At 71.7% G+C, this 15,513-nt stretch carries 14 protein-coding genes; 6 read left to right on the top strand and 8 right to left on the bottom strand.

Features of this window, described 5'->3' with window-relative positions; translation table 11 throughout:
• The first annotated feature begins 63 nt into the window (after positions 1–63).
• From gcvH to OG580_RS25350, 4 genes are all read left to right on the top strand, one after another.
• Positions 64–441 carry a glycine cleavage system protein GcvH gene (gene gcvH, locus OG580_RS25365; RefSeq protein WP_267045970.1) on the top strand — a complete coding sequence of 126 codons (378 nt, stop codon included), beginning with the start codon at positions 64–66 and terminating at the stop codon, positions 439–441.
• A gap of 31 nt (positions 442–472) precedes the next feature.
• Positions 473–1,741 carry a serine hydroxymethyltransferase gene (gene glyA, locus OG580_RS25360; protein ID WP_267045969.1) on the top strand — a complete coding sequence of 423 codons (1,269 nt, stop codon included), beginning with the start codon at positions 473–475 and terminating at the stop codon, positions 1,739–1,741.
• Positions 1,742–1,899: 158 nt separating this feature from the next.
• Positions 1,900–3,270: an L-serine ammonia-lyase gene (locus tag OG580_RS25355; protein ID WP_267045968.1), complete on the top strand. Its 1,371-nt coding sequence runs from the start codon at positions 1,900–1,902 to the stop codon at positions 3,268–3,270.
• A 116-nt stretch (positions 3,271–3,386) separates the two neighbouring features.
• Entirely contained in the window at positions 3,387–4,286 is a 900-nt protein-coding gene (locus OG580_RS25350; protein ID WP_267045967.1) for a hypothetical protein, read from the top strand.
• Between the two features lie 11 nt (positions 4,287–4,297).
• Here the strand turns inward: OG580_RS25350 and OG580_RS25345 are convergent, their stop codons facing one another.
• Together OG580_RS25345 and OG580_RS25340 are read right to left on the bottom strand one after the other, a co-directional pair.
• Positions 4,298–5,245, bottom strand: a complete 948-nt coding sequence (locus tag OG580_RS25345) for a CopD family protein (protein WP_267045966.1) — start codon at positions 5,243–5,245, stop codon at positions 4,298–4,300.
• Positions 5,246–5,313: 68 nt separating this feature from the next.
• A complete protein-coding gene (locus tag OG580_RS25340; protein WP_267045965.1) occupies positions 5,314–5,529 on the bottom strand; it encodes an EF-hand domain-containing protein in 216 nt (71 codons plus the stop codon).
• A gap of 74 nt (positions 5,530–5,603) precedes the next feature.
• Here OG580_RS25340 and OG580_RS25335 point away from each other — a divergent pair, with 74 nt between their 5' ends.
• Positions 5,604–6,242, top strand: a complete 639-nt coding sequence (locus tag OG580_RS25335; RefSeq protein WP_267045964.1) for a GNAT family N-acetyltransferase — start codon at positions 5,604–5,606, stop codon at positions 6,240–6,242.
• A gap of 150 nt (positions 6,243–6,392) precedes the next feature.
• Here the strand turns inward: OG580_RS25335 and OG580_RS25330 are convergent, their stop codons facing one another.
• The 6 genes from OG580_RS25330 to OG580_RS25305 all read right to left on the bottom strand — a co-directional run bounded on the left by OG580_RS25330 (position 6,393) and on the right by OG580_RS25305 (position 13,078).
• Positions 6,393–7,592, bottom strand: coding sequence for a YncE family protein (locus OG580_RS25330; protein ID WP_267045963.1), 1,200 nt, complete (start codon positions 7,590–7,592; stop codon positions 6,393–6,395).
• Positions 7,592–8,377: a polysaccharide deacetylase family protein gene (locus OG580_RS25325; RefSeq protein WP_267045962.1), complete on the bottom strand. Its 786-nt coding sequence runs from the start codon at positions 8,375–8,377 to the stop codon at positions 7,592–7,594. Before OG580_RS25325 ends, OG580_RS25330 begins: the two co-directional genes overlap by 1 nt.
• A 395-nt stretch (positions 8,378–8,772) precedes the next feature.
• Positions 8,773–9,291 (bottom strand): ATP-binding protein, encoded by a 519-nt coding sequence (locus tag OG580_RS25320; protein ID WP_267045961.1) that lies wholly within the window; start codon positions 9,289–9,291, stop codon positions 8,773–8,775.
• Between the two features lie 82 nt (positions 9,292–9,373).
• The gene (locus OG580_RS25315) at positions 9,374–10,141 is read right to left on the bottom strand and encodes an enoyl-CoA hydratase/isomerase family protein (protein WP_267045960.1); all 768 of its coding nucleotides are present in this window, start codon (positions 10,139–10,141) and stop codon (positions 9,374–9,376) included.
• Between the two features lie 82 nt (positions 10,142–10,223).
• Complete coding sequence (locus OG580_RS25310) at positions 10,224–11,486, bottom strand: Ig-like domain-containing protein (protein ID WP_267045959.1); 1,263 nt, start codon at positions 11,484–11,486, stop codon at positions 10,224–10,226.
• Between the two features lie 353 nt (positions 11,487–11,839).
• Positions 11,840–13,078, bottom strand: coding sequence for an Ig-like domain-containing protein (locus tag OG580_RS25305; RefSeq protein WP_267045958.1), 1,239 nt, complete (start codon positions 13,076–13,078; stop codon positions 11,840–11,842).
• 196 nt (positions 13,079–13,274) lie between these two features.
• Between OG580_RS25305 and glgX the strand changes: the two genes are divergently transcribed.
• Positions 13,275–15,452 (top strand): glycogen debranching protein GlgX, encoded by a 2,178-nt coding sequence (gene glgX, locus OG580_RS25300; RefSeq protein ID WP_267048120.1) that lies wholly within the window; start codon positions 13,275–13,277, stop codon positions 15,450–15,452.
• Positions 15,453–15,513: the final 61 nt, after the last annotated feature.

Raw genomic sequence — 15,513 nt, 5'->3', positions numbered from 1 at the left:
TCCCGGTCTCATCCCGCGAGACCCACGTTCATCAGTACTCCCCCGATCCAGGAGAATCAGGTCATGAGCAACCCCCAGCAGCTGCGCTACACCAAGGAGCACGAGTGGCTGACGGCCGCCGAGGACGGCGTCGCGACGGTCGGCATCACGGAGTTCGCGGCCAACGCGCTCGGTGACGTCGTCTACGCCGACCTCCCCGAGGTCGGCTCGACCGTCACCGCGGGCGAGACCTGTGGCGAGCTGGAGTCGACGAAGTCCGTGAGCGACCTGTACTCCCCCGTCACGGGTGAGGTCGTCGCCAGGAACCAGGACGTGGTGGACGACCCGTCGCTGGTGAACTCGGCTCCGTTCGAGGGTGGCTGGCTGTTCAAGGTACGTGTCGCGGGCGAGCCGGACGAGCTGCTCTCCGCCGACGAGTACACCGCGTTCTCCGCCGGCTGAGACCGGGCCCGAGACCCCTAGGGATCGATTCATGTCGCTTCTGAACACTCCCCTCCACGAGCTGGACCCCGACGTCGCCGCCGCCGTCGACGCCGAGCTCCGCCGTCAGCAGTCCACCCTCGAGATGATCGCCTCGGAGAACTTCGCTCCGGTCGCGGTCATGGAGGCCCAGGGCTCCGTCCTCACCAACAAGTACGCCGAGGGCTACCCGGGCCGCCGCTACTACGGCGGCTGCGAGCACGTCGACGTGGCCGAGCAGATCGCGATCGACCGGGTCAAGGACCTGTTCGGCGCCGAGTACGCCAACGTCCAGCCGCACTCCGGCGCCTCCGCGAACCAGGCCGCCCTCTTCGCGATCGCCCAGCCGGGCGACACGATCCTGGGCCTGGACCTGGCGCACGGCGGTCACCTGACCCACGGCATGCGCCTGAACTTCTCCGGCAAGCAGTTCAACGTGGTCGCTTACCACGTGGACGAGGCCGGTCTGGTCGACATGGCCGAGGTCGAGCGCCTCGCCAAGGAGCACCGCCCCAAGGTGATCATCGCGGGCTGGTCCGCCTACCCGCGTCAGCTGGACTTCGCGGAGTTCCGCCGGATCGCCGACGAGGTCGAGGCCTACCTGTGGGTCGACATGGCCCACTTCGCGGGCCTGGTCGCCGCCGGTCTGCACCCGAACCCGGTTCCGTACGCGGACGTGGTGACCTCCACCACGCACAAGACGCTCGGCGGCCCGCGCGGCGGCATCATCCTCGCGAAGAAGGAGTTCGCGAAGAAGCTGAACTCCTCGGTCTTCCCCGGTTTCCAGGGCGGCCCGCTGGAGCACGTGATCGCGGCCAAGGCCGTCTCCTTCAAGGTCGCGGCCTCGGAGGAGTTCAAGGAGCGCCAGCAGCGCACCCTGGACGGTGCCCGCATCATCGCCGAGCGCCTGGTCCAGGACGACGTCACCGCGCACGGTGTCTCCGTCCTGTCCGGCGGTACGGACGTGCACCTGCTCCTCGTCGACCTGCGCAACTCGGAGCTCGACGGCCAGCAGGCCGAGGACCGTCTCCACGAGGTCGGCATCACGGTCAACCGGAACGCCGTTCCGAACGACCCGCGCCCGCCGATGGTCACCTCGGGTCTGCGCATCGGTACGCCGGCGCTCGCGACCCGCGGCTTCCAGGCCGAGGACTTCACCGAGGTCGGCGACATCATCGCGGAGACCCTCAAGCCGGGCTTCGACGGCGAGAAGGCCGAGGCCCTCAAGGCCCGGGTGACCGCGCTGGCCGACAAGCACCCGCTGTACCCCGGCCTGAAGTAGTTTCGTACCCTTTTGTTCGTACGAACGTCCGGGGCATCGCGCACACTGAAAGGTGAGTGCGGTGCCCCACCCCATGTCACGCCCCGTTTCGATCTTCCTGCTCCGTTCTGCACCACCCCGGCAGACAACGGCGTCTAGCCCCCACAAGGAGTCTCTCCGTGGCCATCTCGGTCTTCGACCTGTTCTCGATCGGTATCGGCCCGTCGAGCTCCCACACGGTGGGCCCCATGCGTGCGGCCCGGATGTTCGCCCGCCGACTCAAGAACGAGGGCCTGCTCGCCCACACCGCGGCCATACGGGCGGAGCTGTACGGCTCCCTGGGCGCGACCGGCCACGGCCACGGCACCCCCAAGGCGGTGCTCCTCGGCCTGGAGGGCAGCTCGCCCCGCACGGTGAACGTCGAGACGGCGGACGACGAGGTCGAGCGGATCAAGTCGAGCGGCCGGATCAACCTCCTGGGCGCGCACGAGATCCCGTTCGACTTCGACGCCGACCTGATCCTGCACCGCCGCAAGGCGCTCCCGTACCACGCCAACGGGATGACGATCTTCGCGTACGACGCGGAGGGCGCGCTCGTCCTGGAGAAGACGTACTACTCGGTCGGCGGCGGCTTCGTCGTGGACGAGGACGCCGTCCAGGGCGAGAACCCGATCGTCCCGGACGACACCGCCCTGAAGTACCCCTTCCGCACCGGTGACGAGCTGCTGCGACTCGCCAAGGAGACCGGCCTCTCGATCTCGTCGATGATGCTGGAGAACGAGAAGGCCTGGCGCACCGAGGACGAGATCCGCGCGGGCCTCCTGGAGATCTGGCGGGTCATGCAGGCCTGCGTCTCGCGCGGCATGTCCCGCGAGGGCATCCTGCCCGGCGGCCTGAAGGTCCGGCGCCGCGCCGCGAACACGGCCCGCAAGCTGCGCTCCGAGGGCGACCCGGCGGCGCTCGCGATGGAGTGGATCACCCTCTACGCGATGGCCGTGAACGAGGAGAACGCGGCGGGCGGCCGGGTGGTCACCGCCCCGACCAACGGCGCGGCCGGCATCATCCCCGCGGTCCTGCACTACTACATGAACTTCGTTCCGGGCGCCGACGAGGACGGCATCGTCCGCTTCATGCTCGCGGCCGGTGCGGTCGGCATGCTCTTCAAGGAGAACGCCTCGATCTCCGGCGCCGAGGTCGGCTGCCAGGGCGAGGTCGGCTCGGCCTGCTCGATGGCGGCCGGCGCGCTCGCCGAGGTCCTCGGCGGCACCCCGGAGCAGGTGGAGAACGCGGCCGAGATCGGCATGGAGCACAACCTCGGCCTGACCTGCGACCCGGTCGGCGGCCTCGTGCAGATCCCGTGCATCGAGCGGAACGGCATGGCGGCGGTGAAGGCGGTCACGGCCGCGAAGATGGCGATGCGCGGCGACGGCAGCCACCTGGTCTCCCTCGACAAGGTCATCAAGACCATGAAGGAGACGGGCGCCGACATGAGCGTCAAGTACAAGGAGACCGCCCGCGGCGGTCTCGCGGTGAACATCATCGAGTGCTGACAGTTCCGTCCCGCTTTGTCCGGTGAGGTGATCCTGGGCCGCGCGCGGCCTACAATCCGCGACCGCTGATGATCACGACACCTGGTGATCACGGCGTCGGACGAAGCGGAGCAGAGATGCGGATACACAGCGTGTGGGTGGCGGCGGGCCTGGTCGCCCTCGCGGCGGTCAGCGGTTGCGGGACGCAGGAGCCCGCCGGCCCGACGGCCGCGACCACGGCCGCTTCCCCGTCCGCCTCCCCCGCTCCGGAGAGCACGCCCACTCCGGAGCGCACGAAGGACGACACCGAGGCCGGCCCGGCGGAGCTCCTCGCGCGGGCGGAGGCGGCCATGGGCGCCGAGGCCGGGTGGGTCTTCGCGGTGACCGGCGAGGAGTCGCTGAAGCAGTCCGGCGCACCCGGCAGCACCGCCTCCTACTCCGCGACGGTGGAGCGGACCGGCACCCCGGAGGCCCTGCACCAGACCGGCACGATCCTCAGCAAGGGCAAGCGCACGCCCGAGGAGCTGTTCGCCGTCGACGGCACGGGGTACGTGCGCGAGGGCGGCTCCGGCGCCGCCTGGCGCGAGGGGCCCCTGACCGACCCGGAGATCGCCGCGAAGGTGGAGGACCCGCTGACCGTCCTGGGCTCCTTCACCGACTACGCCGAGAAGGGCGAGCGGATCGAGGTCACCAGGACCGGCGGCGAGATCCGGCTCCGCATCCGGATCCCCTCCGGGAGCCTCGCCGACCGCACGGAGCGGCCGGCGATCGCGAAGGCCGCCCTGGAGTTCCGGCCCACCCTCGACACACTGCGGAAGGCCGGCGTCACGGCGGGCGAGAAGCGGATCGTCCTGACGGGCCTTGAGGAGACCCTCGTCCTCGACGCGCGCACCCACCGGATGACCTCCTACCGGTCCTCCTTCGGCTTCGCCGTCCCGCACGAGGGCCGACAGCTCCGCTACGAGCAGCGGCTCGGCGCGGACACCCGGTCCCCCTTCACCGGCCGGATCGAGGTCCCCGCTGCCGCCTCCTCCTGACGGCGTCGGAGTCAGCCCGCGACCCCGTGCGGGTCCGGTACCACCGTGAGCAGTGCCGAGACGACCACGACCACCGCGAGCACGACCACCTCGATCCGCGCCGGAGCCTCGGCCTCGCCGCCGGACGGCATCCGGCCCTCGGCCTCGCCGCCGGACGGCATCCGGCTCCGGGCCGCCAGGGCCAGCAGGCTCACCATGCCGAACAGCAGCAGCTTGACCAGGAGGATCCGGCCGTAGGCCGTGGTCAGGACGGCGTCCAGCGGCAGTCGGCGCAGGGTCGAGACGGTGCCGGTGACCGCGAGGGCGGCGTACACGCAGGCGGCCATCCGGGCGTAGCGGACGAGGACCTCCCGTCCGCCGCGCCCCAGCCGCATGGTGCGCAGCACGTACAGCAGCGTGCCGAACCACAGCGAGGCGCCCGTGAGATGGACGACGGTGAGCCCGATACCGACGGCGGGGGCGGTGGTCTCGGGGTGGGCGCGCATCGCCTCGGCCACGACCACGACGGCGAGCGGGACGACGGCCAGCACCGGGCGCCGGGAGGCGGCGCACAGGGCGGCGAGGGCGAAGGCGTTGGCGGTGACGAGAAGGAGGCGGCCCTCGCGGAGCCCGTACGCGACGGGCGGGCTCAGTCCGCTGACGGCGGTGAGGAGCACCAGGAGTCCGGCGGAGGCGGCCGCGGCGAGCAGGGCGGCGGGCACGGAGAGGGCGCGGGGCCGGGGCCCGTCCCCTGCGACACGGCGGCCGGCGAGTTCGCCCACGTGGACGGCGAGGCCCACGAGGACGAGGAACCGCAGCAGCGCGGTCGTCCCTGCGGCGGGTATCCGGAGCTCACCGGTACCCGTCTGGGCCAGGCCCGCGCCCAGCAGGGCGACGGCGAAGACGGCGATGACGGCGACTGCGGCGAGGACCGCCGCCGTCAGACGGCTCGGGGTACCGACGGGTCCGGGAAGCGTCACCGGACGATCGTCACCGAGCCCCGGACGGGCGGCAACTCAGCGTTGTGCCGCCCGCCCGGGCGGGCGGATCAGGCCTTGCTGTAGTGGGCCCAGAACTCGTCCCAGGACAGGACACCGTCGCCGTTGGTGTCGCGCTGCTTGATGAGGACCTCGGCGACCGTCTCGGTGACGTTGAAGTCGCCGAACTGCGCCATGAGGCTCTTGTACTCCGCGGCGGTGATGAAGCCGTCCCCGTCCGCGTCGAACTTGTTGAATGCCGTGCGTGCCGACTCGATGTCCGCCACTGCTTCCGCCCCTTCTCGGTACTTCTCTGACGCTGGTCAGATTAGCGGGCCCGCCCCTGCCGGATGATGGCGGTATGAGCAGCGACGTGGCACGGATCCTGGCAGCGGCGGCGCGCGGGGAGTTCCCGCCTCCGGACGGTTCGACGACGGTGGTGCCGCAGCCGAATCCGCGGGACGCGGGCGTGCTCGCCTTCACCGCCCATTCGGTCGTCTTCACGGACGCCGATCCGGAGTGGATACGGGCGGAGCTGGCGGCCACGTCGAGCGATCCGCTCGCGGCGAGCATGAACCCGGGCTTCCTCATCGCCCTGATGGCCCGCACCGGCCGGCACATGAACACGATCGACCTGCTCACGGTGGCCGACGCCCTGCCGGGTACTCCCCCGCTGGAGCTCCGCGAGATCGAGGACCCCTCCCATCCCCGGGTGGCGCGGGCGCTGAAGTTCCGCGACGAGGTCCGGGTGTGGGCGGCCGACGGCGGCGTCCTGGTCCTGGGCAGGGGCGTCGCGGGCCGCTGGGAGGCGGCGATCGAGGTCGACGAGGACGTACGCCACCGGGGTCTCGGACGCGCCCTGGCGACGGCGGCCCGCCACCTCACCCCGGGCGCGGTGGTGTGGGCCCAGCAGTCGCCGGGCAACGCCCGCAGCGTCCGTGTCTTCCAGGCGGCGGGCTTCCGCCCGGTGGCGTCGGAGGCGCTGCTGGTGGCCGGCTGATCCCGCCGGCCGGGACCGGCGAGTGAGCCGAAGGGGCGCGCCGGGGAACGGCCCCGAGCGCGCGGAGCCTCCTGAGGAACGAAGGAGGTGAGCACGGTCGGGGCCGTGGGCCCGGCGTGAGTGACCCGGAGGCGAACCGGGCCCTCCGGATCAGCGGAAGACTCCCGTGTGGCCGAGGGAGTAGCGGCCGGGCTGCGGGTAGACGGCCAGACCGTGGGGGCCGCCGCCCACGGGGATGCGGGCGAGCTGCTTGCCGCTGGTGGTGTCGATCGCGTAGACCTCGGAGTCGTAACGCCCGGACAGCCAGAGCACCTTGCCGTCGGCGGAGACGCCGCCCATGTCGGGGGAGCCGCCGTCCGGGAGCCACCACTTCTTGGTGAGCTTGTTCGCGCCGAAGTCGAAGACGGAGACGGAGCCCTCGCCTCGGTTGGGGATGTACATCTCGCGCGAGTCCCGGCTGATGTAGAGGCCGTGGCAGCCCTTGCCGGTGGGCAGCAGCGTCGGGGTGGTGAACTTCTCGCCGTCGAGCACCCACACGCCGTGGGCCATCATGTCGGCGACGTAGAAGGTCTTCCCGTCCGGGGAGATCTTCACGTCCTGCGGCATGGCGCCCTCGAAGGGCAGTTTCTGCTGGCCGATCACCTCCATCTTCTCGGTGTCGACCTTCAGGAGTTCGCCGGAGAACTCGCAGGAGACGACGAAGTACCGTCCGTCGGCGGAGAAGTCGGCGTGGTTGACGCCGTAGCAGCTCACCGGGACGGTCTTCTTCCGTTCCATGGTGTGCGGGTCGCGGAAGACGAGTTCGCGGTCGAGGGAGGCCATGACGATCGCGTACGTGCCGTTGGGCGTGAAGTAGAGGTTGTACGGGTCGTGGACCTCGACCGGCTTGCCCGCGACTCCCGTGGCGGGGTCGATGGGCGTGAGGGTGTGGCCCCGGTTGTTGTTGACCCAGAGGGTCTTCATGTCCCAGGACGGGACGACGTGCTGGGGCTGGATGCCGACCGGGATCGTCTCGACGACCTGGTAGGTCGCGGGATCGATGACCGAGACGGTGTTGGAGTTGGTGTTGGGGACGTAGACCCGGGAGGGGAAGTCCTTGACCACCGGGGAGAGTTTGTTCGGCCGGTCGGCGGCGTAGACGTCGTTCGGGTCGAGGACCGGCGGCATCCCGGGGAGCCCGGCGGGCGCGGCGGCCGGCTTGGGTACGGCGGGGGCCGCGGCCTTCTTCACGGCGGCGGCGCCGTTCTCGCCCTGGTTGGCGGCCCCGCAGCCCGCGAGGGTGACGAGCAGGGCGGCGGCGAGGAGGGTCCTGCTTCTCGCCGTGAGGTGTCTCTGCGTGAGGTGTTCCATCAGGTCAGCAGCTCCGTGGTGGTGACCGCGCGCAGTCCGCGGCGGTCGAGGTCGGCGAGGAGGAGGGGCAGCGCGTCGGCGGTCTCCGGGTAGCCGAAGTGCAGGCTGACGACCGACCCGGGCCGGACGGCGTCGGTGACGTTGCGGACGACCGCGGCGGCGCCCGGCGACGTGAAGTCGAGGGAGTCGACGTCGTACGAGAGGGTGTGCGGGTATCCGGCGCGCTGGGCGGCGCGCAGGACGGCGGGGGTCGCGTGCAGGGCGCGGGAGGGCCGGAACCAGGTGCCGACGGAGCCGGTGAGGCGGCGGAGCCGGGCGGCGCAGGCCTCGATCTCCGCGTGGGCCTCGGCCTCGGTCATGGCGTTGATGTCGGTGTGGTGCTGGGTGTGGTTGCCGAGGTCGTGGCCGCCGTCGAGGATGCGGCGGGCCATGCCGGGGTGCGCGTCGAGCCAGCTGCCGACGGCGAGGACGGTGACGCGGGCGCCGGCCCGCTCGGCCTGGCCGAGGAGGGTGCGGGCGAGGGCGGGGTCGCCCTGGCCGTGGAAGGTGAGGGCGATCCGGGGCCGGTCGCGGGGGCCGTGGTCGATCTCGGCGGGTCGGCCGGGGAAGCGCCGGGGGGCGGGGGCGGCGGCCGGCGCGGGGGCCGGTGCGGTGCCCGGGCGGCGGGAGGCCGAGGTGGGGGCGGGTGCGGGGCGGGGCTCCGTACCGCAGGCGGTGGCGAGGGCTCCCGCGAGGGCGGCGGCCGCGCCCGCCCGGAGGGCACCGCGGCGGTCGGTGGGCTTCACCCGCCCAGTAAAGAAGGATGTCGACCGAATCGTGATGATTAGGCCGATTCAGGACGTTTGCGGGTCACCTCGGGGCGTCCAGTATGCGGACGAGCCGGGGAAACAATCGATGAACCGCATAGCCATTCAATGTTTGCAAGGCGGGTGCCGCAAGTCACCAATGATTCATAGACGATCAATCCCGATTTGACCGATTCTGTCCCGGTAGGGACTTTTGGCGCCTGGGCCGCCTGTCTGCCATAGTCGGGGACACGACCCCCATTGACCCGGGCCAGGTCGACATAGCAGCCGTGGATACACCCCCCCGTCCACGGCGCACCACACGAGAGCCCCCACGCGCCCCACTACGGCGGACGGGGGCTTTCGTGCGTAGGGAGGGGGGCGGCACGGCGACTTCAGGGGCGGTCCGCGACCCGCATCTCGAACCAGGTCGTCTTCCCGCGCGGCGCGAGGTCCACGCCCCAGCGGTCGGAGAGCTTGTCGACGAGGAAGAGCCCCCGGCCGCTCGTGTCGAGCTCACCCACGGGCATCAGACAGGGAAGCCCGCGCGAGGGATCGCGGACCTCGACCCGGATCCAGCCGCGCCGCCTGTGCAGCCGCAGCGCGAAGGATCTGGCGCCGGTGTGCCGGACCGCGTTGCCGACGAGCTCGGAGACGAGCAGCACCGCGTGCTCGGCGATCTGCGGGCCGAGTCCCCACTGCCGCAGGACCACGCCCTGCGTGAGCCGGCGGGCCACCCACGCGGACTCGGGACGGGACGGCAGCCGCACATCCTCCTCGGCCGGGTTCCCGTACAACTCCAGTACGTCGGCGACCTGTTCGTCCTCCACGGCAGGTGACCACCGTGCGGCGGCGGCGCTTCCGCGCTGCCACGGTTGTTCCCTACCCTCCAGGCCCGCCATGCCCCCCATCATGGCCGCACGGAGCCGTCCGCGGGGGCCGTTCCGACGGAATCGGCCCCCGCGGGTAGGACCCGGCGGGAGTTGCCGGACAGCCCTAGGCGAACTTCGCCTTGCCCGGGCCCTCCTCGACGAAGCTGCGCATCCCGTTCTCCCGGTCCGCGGTGGCGAACAGCCCCGCGAACCAGGTGCGTTCGATGGCGAGACCGGTGTCGATGTCGGCCTCCAGCCCCTGGTCGACCGCCTCCTTCGCGGCCCGCAGCGCGACCGCCGGGCCCTGCGCCAGCTTGGCGGCCCAGGCGTGCGCCTGCTCGTACACCTCGGCGGCGGGGACGACCCGGTCGACCAGGCCGAGGGTCAGGGCCTCGTCCGCCCTCACCATCCGGCCGGTGAAGATGAGGTCCTTGGCCCGCGAGGGGCCGATCAGCCGGGAGAGCCGCTGGGTGCCGCCCGCGCCCGGGATCAGGCCGAGCAGGATCTCGGGCTGGCCCAGCTTCGCGTTGTCGGCGGCGATCCGGTAGTCGGCGCAGAGCGCGAGCTCGCAGCCGCCTCCGAGCGCGTACCCGGTGATCGCGGCGACGACGGGCTTGGGGATACGGGCGATCGCGGTGAAGGAGTCCTGGAGGGCGCGCGACCGCTTGACCATGGCCACGTGGTCCATGACCTGCATCTCCTTGATGTCCGCGCCGGCCGCGAACACCTTCTCGCCGCCGTAGAGGATCACGGCCCGCACGTCGTCGCGGTCGGTCGCCTCCTGGGCCAGCTCGCGCAGCCGGTCCTGGGTGGCGATGTCGAGGGCGTTCATCGGGGGGCGGTCGAGGCGGATCGTGCCGACGCCATCGGCGACTTCGAGGTTCACAGTCATGGGGGAAGGTTAGTCCGCGTTAACGCCGAGGGGCCCGGTGCTGTTGCTCACAGCACCGGGCCCCTTCACGAGCGGGTTCGCTCTAGGCGATCCACTCCGACCAGTCCATGTTCCAGCCGTTGAGGCCGTTGTCCGGCTTGATCTGCTTGTCCTTCGAGTTCTTCACGATGACCACGTCGCCGATGATCGAGCGGTCGAAGAACCAGGCCGCCGGCGTGGAGCCGTCGCCGGCACCCCGCTCGTCCTCGAGACCGACACAGCCGTGGCTGACGTTGGTGGAGCCGAACGTGCCGGGCGACGCCCAGTAGTTGCCGTGCACGAAGGTGCCCGAGGTGGAGAGACGCATCGCGTGCGGGACGTCCTTGATGTCGTACTCGCCGCCGAAGCCGACCGTGGCCCCGTTCATGCGGGTCACCTTGTACTTCTCGCTGATGACCATCTGACCGTTGTACGTGGTCGTGGACGGGGCGCCCGCGGTGATCGGCAGCGTCTTGATGATCGCGCCGTCCCGCTCGACCTTCATCGTCTTGGCGCTCGCGTCGACGGTGGAGACCTGACGGCGGCCGATGGTGAAGGTGATCGTCTTCTTCTGCTCACCGTAGACACCCGGGCGGCCCTCGACGCCGTCCAGGTTGAGCTTCACGGTCACCTTGGTGCCCGCGGCCCAGTACTCCTCCGGACGGAAGTCGAGGCGGTCGTTGCCGAACCAGTGCCCCTCGATCTCCACCGCCGGTACGGCCGTCACCTTGATGGCCTTCTCGACGGCCTCGGGGTCGGTGATGCCCCGGGTGAAGTTGATCGAGACCGGCATGCCGACGCCGACGGTCGAACCGTCCTCGGGCGTGTAGTGGCCGATGAAGGTGTTCTTCGGGACCAGGGTGGTGAAGGTGGTGTCCTTCGCCGACTCGCGGCCCTCGGTGTCCTTCGCGATCGCGTGGACCTTGTACTGGGTCCCCGCGGACAGGTGGGCGGTCGGCGACCAGCTCGCGCCGTCCGCCGCGATCTTGCCCTCGACCGGGGTGCCCTTGGAGTCGGCGACCGTGACCGCGGTCAGCTTGCCCTGCTCGGCGGTGACCTTGAGGGCACCGCTGGTGGCGACCGAGTCGGCGCCGTCCTTCGGAAGGATCGTCACGACCGCCTGGGAGGCCGCGTTCTCCGGCTTGCCGCTCCCCTGCGACGCCGGGTCCTGGCCCCCCTTGCCCCCGTCGGCCGTCCCACCGCCGCAGGCGGTGAGGACGAGGAGCAGTGCCCCCGCCGCCAGCGCCTGCAGACGGACGCCCCCGCGTCGTCGGCCGCGCCGGCCCGTCGCCCCTACCGATGCCCCCGATATCGGCTGCCCGTTCACTGTGGTCGTCTCCCCTCACGCGGCCTGGCGATGCCACGGCCCCACCCCCGGTGCGCATCCGCTCGCGCACACGGCGCTAGATAATCACACCGCAGGACACGAAAGATCCTCGCGAATGTCACCGTTCCGTCCCGATCAATGTGCTAGGTCAACGGGGTGGTGGGCGGGTGGCGGAGGAGACACGAGAGGGACACGGGGACGGACCGCGGACGGACCGGGGACGGACCCTGGGGCGGACCCGGGGGCGGGGGCGGACACAGGGACGGGGACGGGCGCGCGGAGGGACCGGGGAGGAATCCGGGAAGAGATCCGTGGAGGGACCCGGGGAGGGACCGGGGACGGACCCGGGGACGTCAGTGGAGCGCCGAACCGGCCTTCCACTGGGCCCAGTCCATGTTCCAGCCTCCGAGCCCGTTGTCGGGAGCGACCTTCCGGTCCCGCGAGTTGACCACCTCGACGACGTCGCCGATGAGCGTCCGGTCGAAGAACCAGCCCGCCGGGGACTCGGCGCTGCCGCCCTTCTCGTCTCGCAGCCCCACACAGCCGTGGCTGACGTTGGCCGAGCCGAACGTGTCGGGCGACGCCCAGTAGTTGCCGTGCAGGAAGGTCCCCGACTCGGTGAGCCGCATCGCGTGCGGGACGTCCTTGATGTCGTACTCGCCGCCGAAGCCGACCGTCCGGCCGTCCATCCGCGTCACGTCGTACAGCTCCGTGACGACCATCTTCCCGTTGTACGTGGTCGTCTTCGGCGCGCCCGCGGTGATCGGCACCGTGGCCAGGACCTCGCCGTTCCTGCGGACCTCCATGGTGTGCGCGGCGGCGTCGACGAGGGACACCTGGGAGCGGCCGACGGTGAAGCCGACCTTCTTGCGCTGGATCCCGTACACGCCCGGCGCGCCCTCGACGTCGCGGAGGGCGAGCTCGACGGTGACCTTCGTGCCCGGCCGCCAGTACGCGGCGGGGCGGAAGTCGAGCCGCTCCTTGCCGAACCAGTGGCCGACCACCTCGACGGGCGGGTCCGAGGTGACCCGGATGGCCCGCTCGACCTCGTCCCGGTTCTCGATGGGCAGGTTGAAGCCGAAGGAGACGATCATGCCGGTGCCGACCGTGGAACGGTTCTCCGGTTTGAAGTAGCCGATGAAGCGGCTCTCCGGGACGACCGTGGTGAAGGTGGTGTGCCGGGCGGAGCGGCGGCCGTGGGCGTCGAGCGCGACGGCGTCCACGCTGTACTTGGCGGCCAGCGCGAGCCGGGCGTCGGCCCGGGGCCGCCAGCGCAGCCCGTCCGCGGAGATCTCACCGGGGACCCGGGTCCGCTGGGCGTCCTCGACCTGGACGACCGTCACCCGTTCGAGCCGCCCGCTGTCCACCGCGACCTCGACCGGTCCCTCGGCCGGCACCCCCCGGCGGCCGTCCTCCGGACTGACCCGGATGACGTCCCCGGGGGCCCGTGCCTTGCCCGGCAGGGAGATGTCGATGCCCCTCTCGCCGTCCGCTCCTGTGCAACCCGCGAGGCCCGCCATCAGTCCCGCCACCGCCAGGGCGTACCTCGCCCGCTTCCATACACGTTTCACTCTCGGCCCAACGATCCCCACCCTCCAGGGGAAACGTGCGTGCGGGCCATGTTGGGAGCGCGGTCGTCCGGGCAGAACAGGGAGGACGACGGGAATGAGCGACGCGCGGGAGCGGTGGCCGGGACGCCACCGCTCCCCGGGGTGCGGGCCCCATGAGCCGCGGGAGGCCGGGACGGTGTCGAGCGCAGCCGAGCAGGAGGCGGTACGGGAGCATGCCCTGGAACGGGCCGCCCCACCGCCGGAGCAGGGGCCACCGGTGTGGCCGGGGGCTCCGACGCCCCTGGGAGCCCGCTGCCGGGTCGGCCCCGACGGGGTGAAGGGCACCAACTTCGCCCTGTGGGCGGGGGGCGCGGAGGCCGTGGAGCTGTGCCTCTTCGACGGGGACGGTACGGAGCGGCGGCTGCCGCTGACCGAGCTGACCCATGAGATCTGGCACGGTTTCGTGCCCGGGATCGGCGCGGGTCAGCGGTACGGCTACCGGGTGCACGGCCGCTGGGACCCGTGGACGGGCGCCCGCTGGAACCCGGCGAAGCTGCTCCTCGACCCGTACGCGCGTGCGGTCGAGGGCGACTTCGGGCTGCCGCCCGAGGTGTACGGGCACGTACGGGACTGGCCTCAGCAGCACGTCGCCGACACCGTACGGGACGACCGGGACTCCGCTCCGTACGTGCCGAAGGGGGTCGTCGTCCAGGACGACGACGACTGGTCGGACGACCGCAGGCCCAAGACGCCCTGGCAGGACTCGGTCATCTACGAGCTGCACGTGAAGGGCTTCACCCAGCAGCACCCCGGCATCCCGGAGCGGCTGCGCGGGACGTACGCGGGGCTCGCGCACCCGGCGGCGATCGCACACCTCGTACGGCTCGGGGTGACGGCGGTCGAGCTGCTCCCGGTCCACCAGTTCGCGCACGAGGACCATCTGCTCCGGCGCGGGCTGCGCAACTACTGGGGCTACAACTCCCTCGGCTACTTCGCCCCGCACGCCGCCTACTCCTCCTCCGGGACGACCGGGCAGCAGGTCGGCGAGTTCAAGCGGATGGTGCGGGCACTGCACGCGGCCGGCATCGAGGTCATCCTCGACGTCGTCTACAACCACACGGCGGAGGCGGGCGAGCTCGGCCCCACCCTCTCCCTCAAGGGCATCGACAACCGCGGCTACTACCGGCTGCAGTCCGACGCCCGTCGGTACGCCGACTACACGGGCTGCGGCAACACGCTGCACGTCGTGCAGCCGCAGGTGCTGCGGCTCATCACCGACAGCCTGCGGTACTGGGTGACGGAGATGGGCGTCGACGGCTTCCGCTTCGACCTGGCGGCGGCGCTCGCCCGGTCGATGCACGACGTCGACATGCTGTCCCCCTTCCTGGCCGTGATCGCCCAGGACCCGGTGCTGCGGCGGGTCAAGCTCATCGCCGAGCCCTGGGACGTGGGCAACGGCGGCTACCAGGTCGGGGCCTTCCCGCCGCTGTGGACGGAGTGGAACGACCGTTACCGGGACGCCGTACGGGACTTCTGGCGGGGGGCGCTGCCCGACGTGCGGGACCTCGGCTACCGGCTCTCCGGCTCCAGCGACCTGTACGCCTGGGGCGGGCGCCGGCCGTACGCCTCCGTCAACTTCGTCACCGCGCACGACGGCTTCACGCTCCGGGACCTCGTCACGTACGAGCGGAAGCACAACGAGGCCAACGGCGAGGGCAACCGGGACGGCACCCACGACAACCGGTCCTGGAACTGCGGGGCCGAGGGCGAGACCGAGGACCCGGAGATCCAGGGGCTGCGGCTGCGGCAGCAGCGCAACCTCCTCACCACCCTCCTCCTGTCGACCGGGGTGCCGATGCTCGTCGCCGGCGACGAGATGGGCCGTACCCAGGGCGGCAACAACAACGCGTACTGCCAGGACAACGAGATCGGCTGGCTCGACTGGTCGCTGCCCGAGGACCCGGGGCGGGCCCAGCTCCTCGCCCTGACCCGCCGGCTGCTCGCCCTGCGGCACCGCCACCCGGTGCTGCGCCGCCGGGCCTTCTTCTCCGGGCGGCCGCAGCGCGCGGACGGGCTGCGGGACCTGGCCTGGTTCGGCGCGGACGGCGGCGAGATGACGGACGGGGACTGGTACGCGCCGACGGCCACGCTCGGCCTCTACCTCTCGGGCCGGGACATCCCGGGCCGGGACGAGCGCGGCGAGCAGATCGCCGACGACAGCTTCCTCGCCGTCCTGCACGCCGGGCCGCGGCCCCTGGAGTTCCGGCTGCCGGGACCGCCGTGGGCGGAGTCGTACGAGCTCCTCGTCGACACCACCGGGGAGGACCAGTCGCGCGCGCCGGGCACCGAGCACCGGGGCGGCGAGACGATCACGGTGGGCGCGCGGTCGACGGTGCTGCTGCGGGTCCGGGAGTAGGTCCGCCGCCGCCCGCCCGAGAGCTCCCGGAACCGGGTCCTCGGGTGGGCGGCGGGCGGTA

It is taken from the genome of Streptomyces sp. NBC_00094 (assembly GCF_026343125.1).
Taxonomy (GTDB): domain Bacteria; phylum Actinomycetota; class Actinomycetes; order Streptomycetales; family Streptomycetaceae; genus Streptomyces.
The sequence above is the reverse complement of the archived record's forward strand: the minus strand, read 5'-3'. Positions and strand labels throughout refer to the sequence as shown.